Raw genomic sequence first — 17682 nt, forward strand, 5'->3', positions numbered from 1 at the left:
CTGATTAAAAAATCAATCTCCCTCCCTAATTTTACATAGTTTTTCTATAATATAAAATAAAAAAGCTTCCAACAAATCCTTTTTCAATAATTTTTTTTAAAGAATCTTTATAAAAAAAACTCTAAAAAAGAGATGTTCCAGCCACACCTTCCGGTACGGCTACCTTGTTACGACTTAGCCCCAGTTATCGATTTTACCCTAAGCAGCTCCTTTTACGGTTACCGATTTCAGGTACTTCCGACTTCCATGGCTTGACGGGCGGTGTGTACAAGGCCCGGGAACGTATTCACCGCATCATGGCTGATATGCGATTACTAGCGATTCCAACTTCATAGAGTCGAGTTGCAGACTCCAATCCGAACTGGGATCGGTTTTTAGAGATTAGCTTCTGATTACTCAGTAGCGACCCTTTGTGCCGATCATTGTAGCACGTGTGTAGCCCAAGGTATAAGAGCCGTGATGATTTGACGTCATCCTCACCTTCCTCTCGACTTACGTCGGCAGTCTTGTTAGAGTCCCCGACATTATTCGTTGGCNGCGAGTAATCGGCATCTTCACCGATATTTCAATTTCACCGAGCTCACGGCCGAGACAGTTTCCAGATCGTTACACCATTCGTGCAGGTCGGAACTTACCCGACAAGGAATTTCGCTACCTTAGGACCGTTATAGTTACGGCCGCCGTTTACTGGGGCTTCAGTTAAAAGCTTTGCTTAAAGCTAACTTTTTTCTTTAACCTTCCAGTACTGGGCAGGTGTCAGACCCTATACTTTATTTTTCAATTTAGCAGAGTCCTATGTTTTTGATAAACAGTCGCCTGGATCTATTCTCTGCGGCCTTCTAGAAAGAAGGCTACCTTTCTCCCGAAGTTACAGGTTTATTTTGCCTAGTTCCTTAGCCGTGAATCACTCGAGCACCTTAGGATTCTCTCCTTAACTACCTGTGTCGGTTTTGGTACGGATTACTTTAATCTGAAGCTTAGAGGTTTTTCTTGGAAGCCTTTACCTGTACTATCCAATTCCCCGAAGGTTCATGGTACTATCACAATTCAGCAAAATATACGGATTTTCCAATTATATTTTATACCTATTTGTTTCAACGTACAATTCCGTATGTACGCGACAGTTTCATTACTTCGTCCCCTCTATCGCAATAAAAGCAAGTACCGGAATATTAACCGGTATTCCATCAACTACACCTTTCGGTTTCGCCTTAGGTTCCGACTAACCCTCAGCTGATTAACATAGCTGAGGAAACCTTAGTTTTTCGGTGTGTGGGTTTCTCACCCACATTATCGTTACTTATACCTACATTTTCTTTTGTAAAAACTCGACTATATTTTACAACATAGCTTCTACGTTATTACAATGCTCCCCTACCGATTAGATAATTATAATTAACTAATCCCATAGTTTCGGCGATATATTTATGCCCGATTATTATCCACGCACAATCACTAGACTAGTGAGCTGTTACGCACTCTTTAAATGAATAGCTGCTTCCAAGCTAACATCCTAGCTGTCTAAGTAATTGAACTTCGTTAAATCAACTTAATATATACTTAGGGGCCTTAACTGATGGTCTGGGTTGTTTCCCTCTCGGACATGGACCTTAGCACCCATGCCCTCACTACCGTGAAACATAATAACAGCATTCGGAGTTTGTCAGGAATTAGCAGGCGATGAAGCCCCTTCATCCAATCAGTTGCTCTACCTCTGTATTACTTAACACGATGCTGTACCTAAATACATTTCGGGGAGTACGAGCTATCTCCGAGTTTGATTGGCCTTTCACCCCTATCCACAAATCATCCGAAGACTTTTCAACGTCAACCGGTTCGGTCCTTCACTATGTGTTACCACAGCTTCAACCTGTTCATGGGTAGATCACTCGGTTTCGCGTCTAATTCCTATGACTATATATCGCCCTATTCAGACTCGCTTTCGCTTCGGCTCCATAGCTAAACTAATTAACCTTGCCAAAGAAATTAACTCGTAGGTTCATTATGCAAAAGGCACATCGTCACCTCACGAAGAGGCTCCGACAGCTTGTAAGCATATGGTTTCAGGATCTATTTCACTCTTCTATTCGAAGTACTTTTCACCTTTCCCTCACGGTACTAGTTCACTATCGGTCTCTGAGTAGTATTTAGCCTTACCGGATGGTCCCGGCAAATTCAGACAAGATTTCTCGTGTCTCGTCCTAATCAGGTTCTTACATAATGGTAATCTTTTTATTTCACATACAGGATTATCACCTTCTATGATTGATTTTTCCAAATCCATTCTGCTATAAAAAAATATTCCACGTAATTGTATACCTACAACCCCATTAAAGTATAAACTATAATGGTTTGGGCTGATCCATTTTCGCTCGCCACTACTAACGGAATCACTATTTGTTTTCTTTTCCTCTAGATACTTAGATGTTTCAGTTCTCTAGGTTCACTTTATCTGTTAGGATAATACCATATTTAATTATGATAGGTTCCCCCATTCGGAAATCTGTGGATCCATTTGTATGTGCCAATCCCCACAGCTTATCGCAGCTTATCACGTCCTTCTTCATCTCTCAGAGCCTAGGCATCCACCATATGCTCTTAATTTGCTTTTTGTTACTTAATCCCTCATTAATAATATTATGTATAATATGTCAAAGAACACAAAAAATGGAGAATATCGGAATCGAACCGATGACCTCCTGCGTGCAAAACAGGCGCTCTATCCAGCTGAGCTAATTCCCCCCGATAAATAGTCTCGCGCGGAATTGAACCGCGGACCTCTACATTATCAGTGTAGCGCTCTAACCATCTGAGCTACGAGACTGATTAAAAAATCAATCTCCCTCCCTAATTTTACATAGTTTTTCTATAATATAAAATAAAAAAGCTTCCAACAAATCCTTTTTCAATAATTTTTTTTAAAGAATCTTTATAAAAAAAACTCTAAAAAAGAGATGTTCCAGCCACACCTTCCGGTACGGCTACCTTGTTACGACTTAGCCCCAGTTATCGATTTTACCCTAAGCAGCTCCTTTTACGGTTACCGATTTCAGGTACTTCCGACTTCCATGGCTTGACGGGCGGTGTGTACAAGGCCCGGGAACGTATTCACCGCATCATGGCTGATATGCGATTACTAGCGATTCCAACTTCATAGAGTCGAGTTGCAGACTCCAATCCGAACTGGGATCGGTTTTTAGAGATTAGCTTCTGATTACTCAGTAGCGACCCTTTGTGCCGATCATTGTAGCACGTGTGTAGCCCAAGGTATAAGAGCCGTGATGATTTGACGTCATCCTCACCTTCCTCTCGACTTACGTCGGCAGTCTTGTTAGAGTCCCCGACATTATTCGTTGGCAACTAACAACAAGGGTTGCGCTCGTTAAGGGACTTAACCCAACACCTCACGGCACGAGCTGACGACAACCATGCAGCATCTTGTACTCCGTCCGAAGACTAAACTATTTCTAGTTTATTCGTAGTCCATTTAAACCTTGGTAAGGTTCCTCGCGTATCATCGAATTAAACCACATGCTCCACCGCTTGTGCGGGCCCCCGTCAATTCCTTTGAGTTTCAGCCTTGCGACCGTACTCCCCAGGTGGATCACTTATCACTTTCGCTTAGTCACTGAAAAAAAATATCCAACAACTAGTGATCATCGTTTACAGCGTGGACTACCAGGGTATCTAATCCTGTTTGCTCCCCACGCTTTCGTGCCTCAGCGTCAGTATAGACTTAGTAACTTGCCTTCGCGATTGGTGTTCTGTGTAATATCTATGCATTTCACCGCTACACCACACATTCCAGTTACTCCAATCTCACTCAAGTTTACCAGTATCAATAGCACTTTTAACAGTTAAGCTGTAATATTTCACTACTGACTTAATAAACCGCCTACGCACCCTTTAAACCCAATGAATCCGGATAACGCTTGTGTCCTCCGTATTACCGCGGCTGCTGGCACGGAGTTTGCCGACACTTATTCGTATAGTACATTCAAAATTCTTATCACGTAAGAATCTTTATTCCTAAACAAAAGCAGTTTACAACCCATAAGGCCTTATTCCTGCACGCGGCGTGGCTGGTTCAGAGTTTCCTCCATTGACCAATATTCCTCACTGCTGCCTCCCGTAGGAGTCTGGTCCGTGTCTCAGTACCAGTGTGGGGGATCACCCTCTCAGGTCCCCTACCGATCATCGTCTTGGTAAGCCTTTACCTTACCAACTAACTAATCGGACGCATGCCCATCTTTTTCCACATTTCTGCTTTAATAATATAATCATTTGATAATATTATACTATAGAATATTAATCAAGGTTTCCCTTGGCTATTTTCTAGAAAAAGGCAGGTTACATACGTGTTACGCACCCGTTCGCCGGTCGCCATCAAAATTTATACAAAAAGTATAAATCTTATGTTGCCCCTCGACTTGCATGTGTTAGGCCCGCCGCTAGCGTTCATCCTGAGCCAGGATCAAACTCTCCGTTGTAAAAAAATTTTAGTCTATATAATTAAAATGTTTAAAAAGATCCTTCGAATTACTGAATCAGGGTTAGAAGCTTTTTTATGCTTTAATTTTGATTGTTTAATTATCAAAAATAAAAAATAGAGAACAAAAATAAACTTAAAAATACCTATTTTAAATGATTGCAACATGCATATACATGCATATACATAAAAGTACTAAAAAGTTTCAAGATGCAATTATACAATTTTTTTTCTCATAAAAAAAATTTTTTTATATATTTTAAACAAAAATTTAAAAAATAATTAGCAATATTTAGCTATATTCTAATTTAATTATGAGAACATCAGATTTTAATTTTGAATCTCCTTTAGATCTTCTTGCAAAATTTCCATCAAAAGAAAGAGATGAATCTAAATTAATGGTAATACATAGAAAAAGTAAAAAAATTGAACATAAATTTTTTAAAGATTTACATCAATATTTCAATGAAGGAGATACAATAATTTTAAATAATACAAAAGTATTTCCTGCAAGATTATTCGGAAATAAAGAAAAAACAGAAGCTAAAATAGAAGTTTTTTTACTAAGAGAATTAGATTCAAAAGATAGAACTTGGGATGTTTTAGTCGATCCTGCTAGAAAAGTTAGAGTAGGAAATAAACTAAATTTTGGATATGGATTATCAGGAGAAGTAATAGATAATACTACTTCTAGAGGAAGAATATTACAACTTAATTTTAATGGAACACATAAAGAATTAATAGAAAAAATTAAAAAAATAGGAAAAACTCCATTACCAAAATATATTAATAGAAATCCAGAAAAAGAAGATAAATATCGTTACCAAACTGTATATGCAAAAAAAGAAGGATCAGTTGCTGCACCCACTGCAGGATTACATTTTTCTAAACATTTAATTAAAAAATTAGAAATAAAAGGAGTTAATCTTGTAGAAGTAACACTACATTTAGGATTAGGAAGTTTTCTTCCTGTAGAAGTAGAAGATATATCAAAACATAAAATGGATTCTGAAAAATGTCATATAAATATTAAATCATGTAAAATAATAAATGATACAATAAAAAATAAAAATAAAGTATGTGCAGTTGGAACTTCATCTATGAGAGCAATAGAAAGTTCTGTCTCTTCTAATAAAAATCTTAATCCATTTTTGGGATGGACAAATAAATTTATATTTCCTCCTTATGATTTTAGTATAGCAAATTCTATGATAACTAATTTTCATATGCCAAAATCAACATTACTTATGATGGTTGTTGCTTTTGCAGGATTTGAATTAATAATGAATGCCTATAAAATAGCTATAAAAAAAAAATATAGATTCTATTCATACGGAGATAGTATGTTAATTTTATAATAATAAGTAAAATAATGAAATTTTTATTAGAAAAAGCTAAAATTCCTATAAAAGAAGAAATAGAAATATTTGAAAAACAATTTTTTTACTTTGTAAAAAGTGATATACATCTTATAAATAAGATAAATAATTATATTCTTAAAAAAAAAGGAAAATTAATTCGTCCTATACTAATATTTTTAATTGCTAAAATGTTAGGAACAATAAAAGAAAAAACTTATCATACTGCATATATAATAGAATTGATTCATACAGCTACACTTATTCATGATGATGTAATTGATAATAGTAATTATAGAAGAGGAAAATCATCATTAAATGCTATATGGAATAATAAAATATCAGTTTTAACTGGAGATTATTTATTATCAAGAAGTTTATTATTAGCTAGTAATAATAATTATTTAGATTTATTAAAAATAGTCTGTAAAACAATTAAAAATATGAGTGAAGGAGAAATGCTACAGATAGAAAAATCTATAAATATTTCTGAAAAAATTTATGATGAAATTATTTGTAAAAAAACAGCAAGTTTGATATCAGCTTCTTGTGAAGGAGGTGCTATTTCTGTTAATGCAAACAGTAAACATATTTTTAATATGAAAAAATTTGGATTTTATGCAGGAATAGCATTTCAAATAAAAGATGATTTATTTGATTATGAAAATTTTGGTTACAATAATTATATAGGAAAACCAGTAGGATGTGTTGATATTAAAAACAATAAAATAACATTACCTTTAATATATACCATTAAAAATGCATCTAGTTATGATAAAAAACAAATTATAAATTATATAAAAAATTATAATGAAAAAAAAAAAAGAAAAATAATATATTATATTAACAAATATAATGGAATAGAATATGCTAAGAAAAAAATGATAAAATTTCATAATAATGCATTAAATATTTTAGAAATATATCCAGAAGGAATAATAAAAGAATCTTTGAAAATTATAGTAAAGTTTATCATTAATAGAAATCAGTAGATTAAATGAAAGAAAATCTAGTAATTGTAGAATCTCCGACTAAAGCTAAAACAATTCAAAAATTTCTTGGTAAGAATTATCATATAGTATCTAGTTATGGACATATAATAGATTTACCAGCAAAAAAAATGGGAGTTTATATTGAAAAAAATTTTGAACCAGAATACGTTATTTTACCAAAAAAAAAAAGATTAATAAAAGAATTAAAAACTTTAGTAAAAGATTATAAAGTTATATGGTTAGCTTCAGACGAAGATCGTGAAGGAGAAGCCATTGCATATCAAATAAAAAAAATATTATTTCCTTGTAAAAAAAAATATAAAAGAATTGTTTTTCATGAAATTACAAAAAAATCAATACTTGAAGCAATTAAAAATCCTAGACAATTAGATTATAATTTAATATATGCACAACAAGCTAGAAGAATTTTAGATAGATTAGTAGGATTTCAATTATCACCAATATTATGGAAAAAAATTAAATCTGGACTTTCTGCTGGAAGAGTACAATCTGTTGCATTAAGACTTATTGTAGAAAGAGAAGAAAAAATACAAAATTTAAATTTACATCCAAATAAAATATATAAAATTACCGGAATTTTTAAAAAAGATAATAATATTTTATCAACAAAATTTTATAAAAATATAGAAAATGAAAATGAAGTAGAAAATATAATGTATTTATGTACTAAAAATAAAAATTTTATAATAAAAGATATTATAGAAAATTATAAAGAAAATAAACCACTTCCACCATTTACTACTTCAACTTTGCAACAAGAATCAAATAATAGTTTAAATTTTTCCATATATAAAACCATGTTTTTAGCTCAAGTATTATATGAAAAAGGATACATTACTTACATGCGAACAGATAGTCAAAAATTATCAGAATCAATTATATGTGAAATAAAAAAATATATAAAATCTTCCTATGGAATAGGATATTTATCTATTAATAGATTTAATTCAAAAAAAAAATTTACTCAAGAATCTCATGAAGCTATTCGTCCTACAGTAATTATACATGAAAAAAATTATCTTAAAGATTTAAGTCTACAAGAAAAAAATTTATATCAACTTATATGGAAAAGAACTATTATGAGCCAAATGAAAAATGCTTTATTTAAAGAAATAAAATTTCATGTAAAATTTTTTAACAATGAAAATAAATATGAAGAAGAAAATAAAATAAAATATAAAAATAAAGATTATATATTTATTGGAACTGAGAAATATATAATTTTCGATGGATACATGAAAATAAAAAATAAAAATATAAAAAAAAATTATGAAATTAAATTACAAAAAGGATTATTATTAAATAAACAGGAAATTATAGCAAAACAAATTTATAAAAATAATTTATATAGATACAACGAATCTTCATTAGTAAGAAATTTAGAAAATCTTGGAATAGGAAGACCATCAACATATGTACCAATAATATATAATATTCAAAAAAGAAATTATGTTAATTTACAAAAATCAATTACAAAAATAGAATATAATAAAATTCTTTCTATAAAAGAAGAAGAAAATATTATTTTTAGAAAAAAAGAAAAAGTTGTAAAAATAGAGAAAAATAAATTTATTCCTACAGAAATTGGAATTATAATAACTAATTTTCTAAAAAAAAATTTTAAAGAAATAATAGATTATAATTTTACTGCAAATTTAGAAGAAAAATTTGATTACATAGCAAAAGGAGATGTTTCTTGGATAGAAATACTTAAAAATTTTTATAAAAATTTCAATGAAAAATTAATATATGTAAAAAAAAATGTAGATAAAATATATAATAAACGTTTTGTTGGTATAGATCCTAAATCAAAAAAAAAAATTTTTGTAATACTTGGAAAATATGGACCAGTTATACAACTAGGAGAATTTAATAAAAAAGAAAAACCAAAATTTTTTCCTATATTAAATACTCAAAAAATAAATACAATTTCATTAGAAGAAATATTAAAAATAATTACACTACCTAAATTTATAGGACTATTTAAAGAAAAAAAAATATTTTTAAAAATAAATAAACATAATATTTATATTAAATATGATAATATATCAATACCAATTGAAAATAAAAAATTTTTCAAAAAATCAATAAATTTAAAAGAAGCTATTGATTATATAAAAAAAAAACAACAAAATAATTAACTATCAAAATATCTTTGATTTAAATAAGTTGTAGGATAAGCTTGATCATGCCCAGTTCTTCTAACATGATCTAAATATTTAGATATATAAGATAAGGCTTTAACTCTATCAGACAAAGACATTCTATTCCATATATTTTCAGCCATTTTTTTCTTTCCTACTTTATATTTGTAATCATTCCAAAATCTATTAAACGATAAATCTACAGGAATTTCTTCTATAGAAAAAGAAGCTTTTGCTTTTTTCATTCTATTTATAATAGATTCATTATAAGGCAAATATTTGCTAATCCATATATAATGAGACAATGATAATTTTTCAGGAAAAATTATTTCTCTCAAAAAACCATATAAATCATATTTAAATATAATTTCTCCAGAAACTAATGGACTTCTAAATATATATTGTTTGCCTTTCATTACTATTTATTTCATCAATACTAATTAAATCGTAAATTAGTTAGACGTGATTTTTTTAATAATGATTTTATTAAATAAAATTTTTTAAATATACGAATCATACAATCAATGATTTTTAATAAAATTTAAAAAATTGATATTTAAATAATAAAACTTTTTTAACAAAAATCAAATACATATTATGTTATATATTGTTCCAACTCCAATAGGAAATTTAGAAGATTTTACTATTAGAAGTATAAAAATCTTAAAAGAAGTAGATTTAATATTAGCAGAAAATTATAATATATCCAGAAAATTATTAAATTTCTATAGTATTAAAACTCGTGTAAATAAATATTATAGTAATAATAATGAATATAAATACACTTTATCTATTATAAAAAAAATAAAAAAAGGAAACAAACTAGCATTAATTTCTGCAGCAGGAACTCCTAATATTTCTGATCCAGGATATTTACTTATTAAATCTTGTATAAAAGCTTCTATTCCTATAGAATGTTTACCAGGACCAACAGCTTTAATTCCATCATTAGTAATTTCAGGTTTTTCAATAAATGAATTTATATTTGTTGGATTTATACCAAAAAAAAAAAGAAAAGTAAAATTAAAAAAACTTTCTGAAGAAAAAAGAACTATTGTTTTATATGAATCTCCTCACAGATTAATAAATACATTAAAAGATATAAGTTTATTTTTCGGATTTAATAGAAATATTGTTTTATGCAAAGAAATTTCTAAATATTTTCAAAATACATTAAGAGGAAATGTAAAAGAAATATTATCATATTATTATAACTTTAAAAAAAAAATATTAGGAGAATATACTATTGTTATTGATAAAAAATAAAAAAATTTATAAAATAAATTTTTCTTTAATTAAAAATTCTAATATTTGAATAGCATTAGTAGCCGATCCTTTTCGAAGATTATCTGATACTATCCAAATATTTATAGAATTTGGAAATGATAAATCTTCTCTTATTCTTCCAACAAATACTTCATCTTTATTATGAGAATATATAGGCATTGGATATTTATTTTCTTTTACTAAATCTTGAAGAACTATTCCTTTTGTATTTATTAATATATTACGAATTTTATTTAAATCTGGTTTTTTTTTAAATGTTATATTTACACTTTCAGAATGACCTCCTGTTACTGGAACTCTTACACATGTAGACGTTATATTTATATTATATTCATTCATTATTTTTTTTGTTTCATTAATTAATTTAATTTCTTCTAAAGTATATCCATTATCCATGAATGAATCACAATGTGGAATTACATTATTATAAATAGGATGTGGATATATATTTTTTTTATTATTATGTTCTCCTAATTTTTCTTTATTTAATTGATCTAATGCCTTTTTTCCAGTTCCTGTTACTGATTGATAAGTAGAAATAACTATCCTTTTTATATTATAAATTACATGTAATGGATATAATACCATTACTAATTGAATAGTTGAACAATTTGGATTAGCAATTATTTTATCTTCTTTTTTTAAAGAAAAAGCATTTATTTCTGGAACAATTAGTTTTTTTTTTGGATCCATTCTCCACGCAGAAGAATTATCTATTACAATAGATCCATTTTTTGCAAATAATGGAGACCATTTTTTTGATACTTTTGATCCAGCAGATAATAAAACTACATCTAGATTTTTATTAAGTAATTCATTTATTTTAATTATTTTATGAATTTTATTTCTAATAAAAATTTTTTTTCCTATAGATTTACTGGATGCAGAAAAATATAAATCATGTGAAAAAAATTTCTTTGAAAGAAAATCTAATATTATACGGCCCACCATTCCAGTTGCACCAATTAATCCTATTTTCATAAATATTAAAATATTAAATACATAAAGAAATTAAATTTATATATTTTATGATGAAAAAAGAAAAAATAGTTATTTTATCTGGACCATCAGGATGTGGAAAAACTACAATATCACGTTTTTTGTTATCAAAAATATCAAACTTAAAATTATCTATTTCTTGTACTACAAGAAAAATTAGAATAAATGAAAAACATGGAAAAGATTATTTTTTTATATCAAAAAATATTTTTTTATCTAAAATAAAAAAATATCATTTTATAGAATGGGAAGAGGTATACAAAAATATATTTTACGGAACATTAAAAAGTGAATTAATTAAAATATGGAAAAATAATAATAATATACTATTCGATGTAGATGTAAAAGGAGGAATAAATTTAAAAAAATTATTTTATAAAAATTCAATATCAATATTCATTTTTGTAAAATCTGAAAATATATTGAAAAAAAGATTAATTAAAAGAAATTCAGAAAATATTGAAAAAATTAATATTAGATTAAAAAAACTAAAAGAAGAAAATAATCATGCTTATTTATTTGATTTTATTATAAATAATAAAAATTTAAAAAAAACAAAAAAAAAAATATTAAAATTAGTTCGCAATTTTATAGAAATTAATAAATAATTGAAATTAATATTTCATTATTAACATACGAAATATAACTCCTCAGGTTGGATTCGAACCAACGACCCCCTGATTAACAGTCAGGTGCTCTAACCAACTGAGCTACTGAGGATTGTTTTTTATCGGTATTTTTTCTATTCTTATTTGATGTCTTCCTCCATCAAATTTTGTGTTTAAAAATATTTTTATTATATCTAATATATCTTCTTTTTTTAAAAAACGAGCAGGTAAACTAATAATATTTGCATTATTATGTTTTCTTGCTAAAGAAGCAATTTCTTTATTCCATACTAATGCAGCACGAATATTTTTATATTTATTTGCGGTCATAGCTGCACCATTTCCACTTCCACATATTATAATTCCACAATTTGCTCCTCCTGATTCTACACATTTAGCTACAGGATGTACATAATCTGGATAATCAACTTTTTTATTTGTATAGAGTCCAAAATCTTCTATTTTATACTTATTTTTTTTTAAAAAATCATTTATTAAACATCTATATATTATTCCAGTATGATCAGATCCTATTGCTATTATCAAAATCTACATTAATAAATTATTAATTATTTTAAACTAATATAAATATTTTTATCTAATTTAACTATATTATATGTCATATAAATTTAAATGATGAATAAAATAAAAGATGTAAATGATTTTAATTTTAAAAATAAAATTGCTTTAGTAAGGGTTGATTTTAATGTTCCTATAGATAATTATGGAAACATAACAGATGATACAAGAATTAAATATTCTATTCCTACTATAAAAAAAATTATTTATGATGGAGGAAAAATTGTACTTATTTCTCATTTTGGAAGACCAAAAGGTATTCCATCTAAAAAATATTCAATAAAATTTCTAATTCCTATTTTATCAAAAATATTAAAACGTTCTGTTCAATTTTGTGAAAATTGCATAGGAAAATATGTAGAAGAAAAAATTTTTAAATTAAAAAATGGAGATGTTTTACTTTTAGAAAATTTAAGATTTCATAAATCAGAAGAAAAAGAAGATAATAAATTTTCATTTGAATTATCAAAATATGCTGACATTTATGTAAATGATGCATTTGGAACATCTCATAGAATTCATTCTTCTATAATAACTGTTCCAAAATTATTTAAAAATAAAAAATGTATAGGATTTCTTATGAAAAAAGAAATATATAATTTGGATAAATTTTTATCAAAAAGATCTAAAAAACCCATTACTATAATATTAGGAGGAGCTAAAATATCTTCTAAAATAAATGTTATAGAAAAATTTATAGATTTCGCAAATTATATTTTAATTGGAGGAAAAATGTCTTATCCATTTATATCAATGATTAATAATAAAAATACTGATGATATAAATATAAAATTAAAAAAATCTATTACAAATATTTTATATAAAAATAAAAAAAAAAATATTATTATTTTACCAGAAGATGTAGTTTTATCAAAAAATATCAATAATATAAATCATATAAAAATTACTTCTATTAATTCTATTCCAAAAAAATGGGAAAAATTAGATATAGGACCTAATTCTATTACAAATTTTTTCAAAATTATTAATAAATCAAAAACTATATTATGGAATGGTCCCATGGGAAAATTCGAAATCCCAAAATTTTCTAGAGGAACAATGTCAATTGCAAAAAAAATTTCAGAAATAACTATAAAAAAAAATATATATTCTATAGTAGGAGGAGGAGACTCTCTATACGCCTTAAAACAACAAAAATGTATTAATAATATAAGTTATTTATCTACTGGAGGAGGAGCTATGTTAGAATATTTAAAAAATAAAACATTACCTGGAATAAAAATAATATATTCATAAAATAAAAAAATATGAATAAAAATTCAGTATATTTGTTCTTTGTTATAATATAAATACTGAAATCCAATGTTATTTAAACTACCAAAATTACCATATTCTTATGGAGATTTAGAGCCTTATATTGATAGAAAAACTATGGAAATTCATTATAACAAACACCATAAAAATTACATAGATAATCTTAATAAATCTATATGTAATACTGATATGGAATCTCTTTCTATAGAAGAAATCTTAAGAAGATCTCATATAGAATCTTCTATTGTTAAAAATAACAGTGGTGGAGTATATAATCATAATTTATTTTGGAAAATACTAATTCCTTCATCAAAATTTGTTGATATAAGCTTAAAATTTAAAGAATTATTAATAGATAATTTTGGATCATTTGATATTTTTAAAAAAAAATTACATGATTCAGCAATGAATAAATTTGGATCAGGATGGGCTTGGTTATGTGTTTCAAATAACGAAAAAAAATTAATTATTTGTAATACTTCAAATCAAGATAATCCTATCATGTATGGATCAGATTGTGAAGGAATACCAATATTAGGAATAGATGTTTGGGAACATGCATATTATATTAAATATCAAAACAGAAGAACTGATTACATATATAATTTTTGGAAAATTATTAATTGGAAAGAAGTAGAAAATAATTATTACAATGCAATAAATAATTAATTCATATGTATGGGAAAAATTATCTTAGATAAGATAAAAATATTTGGATTTCATGGTAGTTATCCAGAAGAAAAAATAGTAGGATCCAATTTTTCTATAAAATTAGAAATTGAATTAGATTTTTTAAATGCTTCTATTCATGATGAATTATCTCAAACTGTTGACTACACTAGTTTATACAAAATAGTAAAAGAAGAAATGAAAATAAAATCTAATCTAATGGAAAATTTAGCAATAAGAATAATAAAAAGAATAAAAAAAATAGAAAAAGTAATTCATACAAAAATTCTTTTATGTAAAGAAAATCCACCATTAGAAGGAATAGTTGATAACGTTTGTATAATGATAGAAGAATAAAGGCACTGTGGCCGAATGGATAAGGCAGAGGTCTGCAAAACCTTTTATAGCGGTTCGATTCCGCTCTGTGCCTCCATAATATTATTCTACTGTTACAGATTTAGCTAAATTTCTTGGTTGATCAACATTTTCTCCTCGTATACAAGCAATTTGATATGCTAATAGTTGAAGAGGAATAACTGTTATTAGTGGACATAAATATTCATGTGTACTAGGAATTTTTATTACATGATCAGCTAACATATTAACCTGAACATCTCCTTCATTAATTATAGCTATAATTTTTCCTTTTCTAGCTTTTATTTCTTGAATATTACTTACTATTTTTTCATAAAAACCTTTTATAGGAGCTATGACAATAACTGGCATATTGTCATCTATTAATGCTATAGGACCATGTTTCATTTCTGCAGCTGGAAATCCTTCTGCATGAATATATGAAACTTCTTTTAATTTTAAAGCACCTTCTAATGCTACAGGAAAATTTATTCCTCTACCTAAATAGAGAAAATTATTTTCTTCACAATATATTTTTGATATTTTTTTTATATAATTATGTATTTTTAATACTTTACTTATTTTATATGGAATATTGTTTAATTCTTTACATAATCTTTTATATAATTTATTATCTATAGTAGATTTGTAAATTCCTATTTTTAATGCCATTAACATAAGAACAGTAATTTGTCCAGTGAAAGCTTTTGTAGATGCAACACCAATTTCTGGACCTGCATGAGTATAAGCTCCTGCATCAACATTTCTAGCAATAGAAGATCCAGCTATATTACAAATTCCAAAAATAAAAGCTCCTTTACTTTTTGCTAATTTCAATGCTGATAATGTATCAGCTGTTTCTCCTGATTGTGAAATAGCAATTATTATATCTTTTTTTCCTATAATTGGATCTCTGTATCTAAATTCAGAAGCATATTCTACTTCTACTGGTATTCTAGTAAATTTTTCTAATAAATATTCTCCAATTAATCCAGAATGCCAAGAAGTTCCACAAGCAATTATAGTAATAGATTTTGCATTAATAAATTTTTCTTTGTTTGATTCTATTCCACTAATATGAATAGTTTTTTCATTAGAAGAAATTAATAATCTACCACGTAATGTATCTAAAATTGTTTTAGGTTGATCATAAATTTCTTTTAACATAAAATGTTTATATTCTCCTTTTTCAATTTCTTTTAAATTAATTTTTAATTTTTTTATAATAGGATTAAGTTTATTATTATTAATAATTTTTCTAAGATCTAAATTTTTATTTTTTCTTAAAATAGCCATTTCTCCATCTCTTAAATAAATAACATTTTTAGTATATTGAGCAAATGGTATAGGATCAGATGCTATAAAAAATTCTTTATTTCCTACTCCAATAGTAATTGGAGATCCCAATTTTGCAATAATAATTGTTTCTGGATTTGATTTATCTACTATTGCTATAGAATAAGCTCCAATTACTTCATTTAATGAAATTCTTACAGCTTCTTCTAAAGATAGTTTATTTTCACTTTTAATATATTCTATCAAGTTAACAAGAACTTCTGTATCTGTTTTACTTTTAAAAGTAAAACCATTATTTAATAATATAATCTTTATTGCATGATAATTTTCTATAATTCCATTATGAATCATTACAAGATCATTAGAATTGGAAACATGAGGGTGTGCATTTATATCATCTGTTGATCCATGTGTTGCCCATCTAGTGTGACCAATTCCAGTATTTCCTTTTATTATAATCCCTGAAGAATATATTTTATTTTCTAATTCAGATATTTTGCCTTTAGATTTATATAAATTATATCCATTTTTAAAAAAAACAGATATTCCAGAACTATCATATCCTCTGTATTCTAATTTTTTTAATCCTTCAATAAGAATAGGATAAGCATTCCTATAACCTAAATATCCAATTATACCACACATTATTTATTAAATAAAATAATAAAAAAAAATTAATGATAAAAATTTCCAGATTATTTAAATAATTAGTTAATTTTTTATAAAAAAATTTTTTTATAAAATTTTTTATAAACAGTTTCTATTTTTTCTATAGGATAATATTTTAATACTAATAATCTATTTAAATCTAAAAAATTTTCTATTTCTTCTTGTAAATTTATATCTCCTTTTATTATTGCATCTGAAAAATACATACATAACTTTGTTAAGTTATTATAATTAGGATTTTCTAATAATTTTAATTTACCTGATTTAATTCCATCAAATTGAATTTTTCTTATAATATTTTTATTCAAAATTCCTATGAAAGGATTGTTATAAATAGAAACTATTAATTTTGTATTTTTATATACAATATCATTTTTAAAAATTTTTTTTAAATATATAGGAATAAAAAAACTTATCCATCCGTATATATGAATTATATCTGGTTTCCAATTCAATTTTTTTACAGTTTCTAATACTCCTTTTGTAAAAAATAAAGATCTTTCATCATTATCTTGAAAAAAAATTCCATTTTCATCTTTATCAACAGCTTTCCTTTTAAAATATTCTTCATTATCTATAAAATAAACTTGTAATTTAGCATCAGGAATAGATGCTACTTTTATTAATAATGAATGTTCCACATTATTAATTAATAAATTCATACCAGACAAGCGAATTACTTCATGTAATTGATGTCTTCTTTCATTTATTAAACCAAATTTAGGCATAAATAAACGTACATCATTCCCTACAGATTGCATAAATTTAGCTGCTTTTAAAACCGATAAAGAAATTGAATTATCCGGAGAAAATGGAAACAAATCCGAAGAAACATATAGTATACGTTTATCTGTCATCTTGATGATTTTTTTTCATTGTTTTTTTTGAAATATATAATAAAAACGGATAATCGCAAATATAAATAATATTATACAATATATA

At 26.5% G+C, this 17682-nt stretch carries 13 protein-coding genes, 5 tRNA genes, 1 rRNA gene and 1 other annotated feature (1 of these 20 cut by a window edge); of the genes, 9 read left to right on the top strand and 10 right to left on the bottom strand.

Annotation, left to right across the window (positions count from 1 at the left end; translation table 11 throughout):
• The 4 genes from H0H39_RS01550 to H0H39_RS01570 form a co-directional block, all read right to left on the bottom strand.
• A tRNA-Ile gene (locus tag H0H39_RS01550) sits at positions 1-2 on the bottom strand; it reaches 72 nt to the left of the window's first position.
• Between the two features lie 136 nt (positions 3-138).
• Positions 139-2608, bottom strand: a sequence feature (most likely nonfunctional fraction of RNA operon).
• A 60-nt stretch (positions 2609-2668) separates the two neighbouring features.
• Positions 2669-2742 (bottom strand) — tRNA-Ala (locus H0H39_RS01560).
• A gap of 8 nt (positions 2743-2750) precedes the next feature.
• Positions 2751-2824 (bottom strand) — tRNA-Ile (locus tag H0H39_RS01565).
• Between the two features lie 123 nt (positions 2825-2947).
• A 16S ribosomal RNA gene (locus tag H0H39_RS01570) occupies positions 2948-4490 on the bottom strand.
• Positions 4491-4803: 313 nt separating this feature from the next.
• Between H0H39_RS01570 and queA the strand changes: the two genes are divergently transcribed.
• From queA to topA, 3 genes are read left to right on the top strand one after another with little or no spacing between them, the layout of a single operon-like run.
• Positions 4804-5847 (top strand): tRNA preQ1(34) S-adenosylmethionine ribosyltransferase-isomerase QueA, encoded by a 1044-nt coding sequence (gene queA / locus H0H39_RS01575; RefSeq protein WP_185877155.1) that lies wholly within the window; start codon positions 4804-4806, stop codon positions 5845-5847.
• Between the two features lie 14 nt (positions 5848-5861).
• Entirely contained in the window at positions 5862-6839 is a 978-nt protein-coding gene (locus tag H0H39_RS01580; RefSeq protein ID WP_185877156.1) for a polyprenyl synthetase family protein, read from the top strand.
• 5 nt (positions 6840-6844) lie between these two features.
• Positions 6845-9001, top strand: coding sequence for a type I DNA topoisomerase (gene topA, locus H0H39_RS01585; RefSeq protein WP_185877157.1), 2157 nt, complete (start codon positions 6845-6847; stop codon positions 8999-9001).
• Here the strand turns inward: topA and H0H39_RS01590 are convergent.
• Positions 8998-9420, bottom strand: a complete 423-nt coding sequence (locus H0H39_RS01590; RefSeq protein ID WP_185877158.1) for a hypothetical protein — start codon at positions 9418-9420, stop codon at positions 8998-9000. The two genes, topA and H0H39_RS01590, sit on opposite strands and share 4 nt — an antisense overlap.
• Positions 9421-9601: 181 nt before the next feature.
• On the opposite strand from H0H39_RS01590, the gene rsmI reads away from it, so the two are divergent.
• Positions 9602-10270: a 16S rRNA (cytidine(1402)-2'-O)-methyltransferase gene (rsmI, locus tag H0H39_RS01595; protein WP_185877159.1), complete on the top strand. Its 669-nt coding sequence runs from the start codon at positions 9602-9604 to the stop codon at positions 10268-10270.
• Between the two features lie 6 nt (positions 10271-10276).
• On the opposite strand, the gene H0H39_RS01600 is transcribed toward rsmI, so the two are convergent.
• Complete coding sequence (locus H0H39_RS01600; protein ID WP_185877160.1) at positions 10277-11272, bottom strand: aspartate-semialdehyde dehydrogenase; 996 nt, start codon at positions 11270-11272, stop codon at positions 10277-10279.
• Positions 11273-11319: 47 nt separating this feature from the next.
• On the opposite strand from H0H39_RS01600, the gene gmk reads away from it, so the two are divergent.
• Positions 11320-11898: a guanylate kinase gene (gmk, locus tag H0H39_RS01605; protein ID WP_317167084.1), complete on the top strand. Its 579-nt coding sequence runs from the start codon at positions 11320-11322 to the stop codon at positions 11896-11898.
• 38 nt (positions 11899-11936) lie between these two features.
• Here gmk and H0H39_RS01610 read toward each other — a convergent pair.
• Both H0H39_RS01610 and rpiB read right to left on the bottom strand, forming a co-directional pair.
• Positions 11937-12010 (bottom strand) — tRNA-Asn (locus H0H39_RS01610).
• Positions 12001-12444, bottom strand: coding sequence for a ribose 5-phosphate isomerase B (gene rpiB, locus H0H39_RS01615; protein ID WP_185877161.1), 444 nt, complete (start codon positions 12442-12444; stop codon positions 12001-12003). Before rpiB ends, H0H39_RS01610 begins: the two co-directional genes overlap by 10 nt.
• A gap of 87 nt (positions 12445-12531) precedes the next feature.
• Between rpiB and H0H39_RS01620 the strand changes: the two genes are divergently transcribed.
• The 4 genes from H0H39_RS01620 to H0H39_RS01635 all read left to right on the top strand — a co-directional run bounded on the left by H0H39_RS01620 (position 12532) and on the right by H0H39_RS01635 (position 14854).
• Positions 12532-13734 carry a phosphoglycerate kinase gene (locus H0H39_RS01620; RefSeq protein ID WP_238785629.1) on the top strand — a complete coding sequence of 401 codons (1203 nt, stop codon included), beginning with the start codon at positions 12532-12534 and terminating at the stop codon, positions 13732-13734.
• Between the two features lie 66 nt (positions 13735-13800).
• A complete protein-coding gene (locus H0H39_RS01625) occupies positions 13801-14421 on the top strand; it encodes a superoxide dismutase (protein WP_185877163.1) in 621 nt (206 codons plus the stop codon).
• A 9-nt stretch (positions 14422-14430) separates the two neighbouring features.
• Positions 14431-14778 carry a dihydroneopterin aldolase gene (gene folB / locus H0H39_RS01630; protein ID WP_185877164.1) on the top strand — a complete coding sequence of 116 codons (348 nt, stop codon included), beginning with the start codon at positions 14431-14433 and terminating at the stop codon, positions 14776-14778.
• A 1-nt stretch (position 14779) separates the two neighbouring features.
• A tRNA-Cys gene (locus H0H39_RS01635) sits at positions 14780-14854 on the top strand.
• A 5-nt stretch (positions 14855-14859) separates the two neighbouring features.
• Here the strand turns inward: H0H39_RS01635 and glmS are convergent.
• On the bottom strand, positions 14860-16716 hold the full coding sequence (gene glmS / locus H0H39_RS01640; protein ID WP_185877165.1) for a glutamine--fructose-6-phosphate transaminase (isomerizing): 1857 nt from the start codon (positions 16714-16716) through the stop codon (positions 14860-14862).
• 74 nt (positions 16717-16790) lie between these two features.
• Positions 16791-17597 (bottom strand): glycogen/starch synthase, encoded by an 807-nt coding sequence (locus H0H39_RS01645; protein WP_185877166.1) that lies wholly within the window; start codon positions 17595-17597, stop codon positions 16791-16793.
• Positions 17598-17682 lie beyond the last annotated feature (85 nt).

Source organism: Blattabacterium cuenoti (assembly GCF_014252315.1).
In the GTDB taxonomy this organism is placed as follows: domain Bacteria; phylum Bacteroidota; class Bacteroidia; order Flavobacteriales; family Blattabacteriaceae; genus Blattabacterium; species Blattabacterium cuenoti_AI.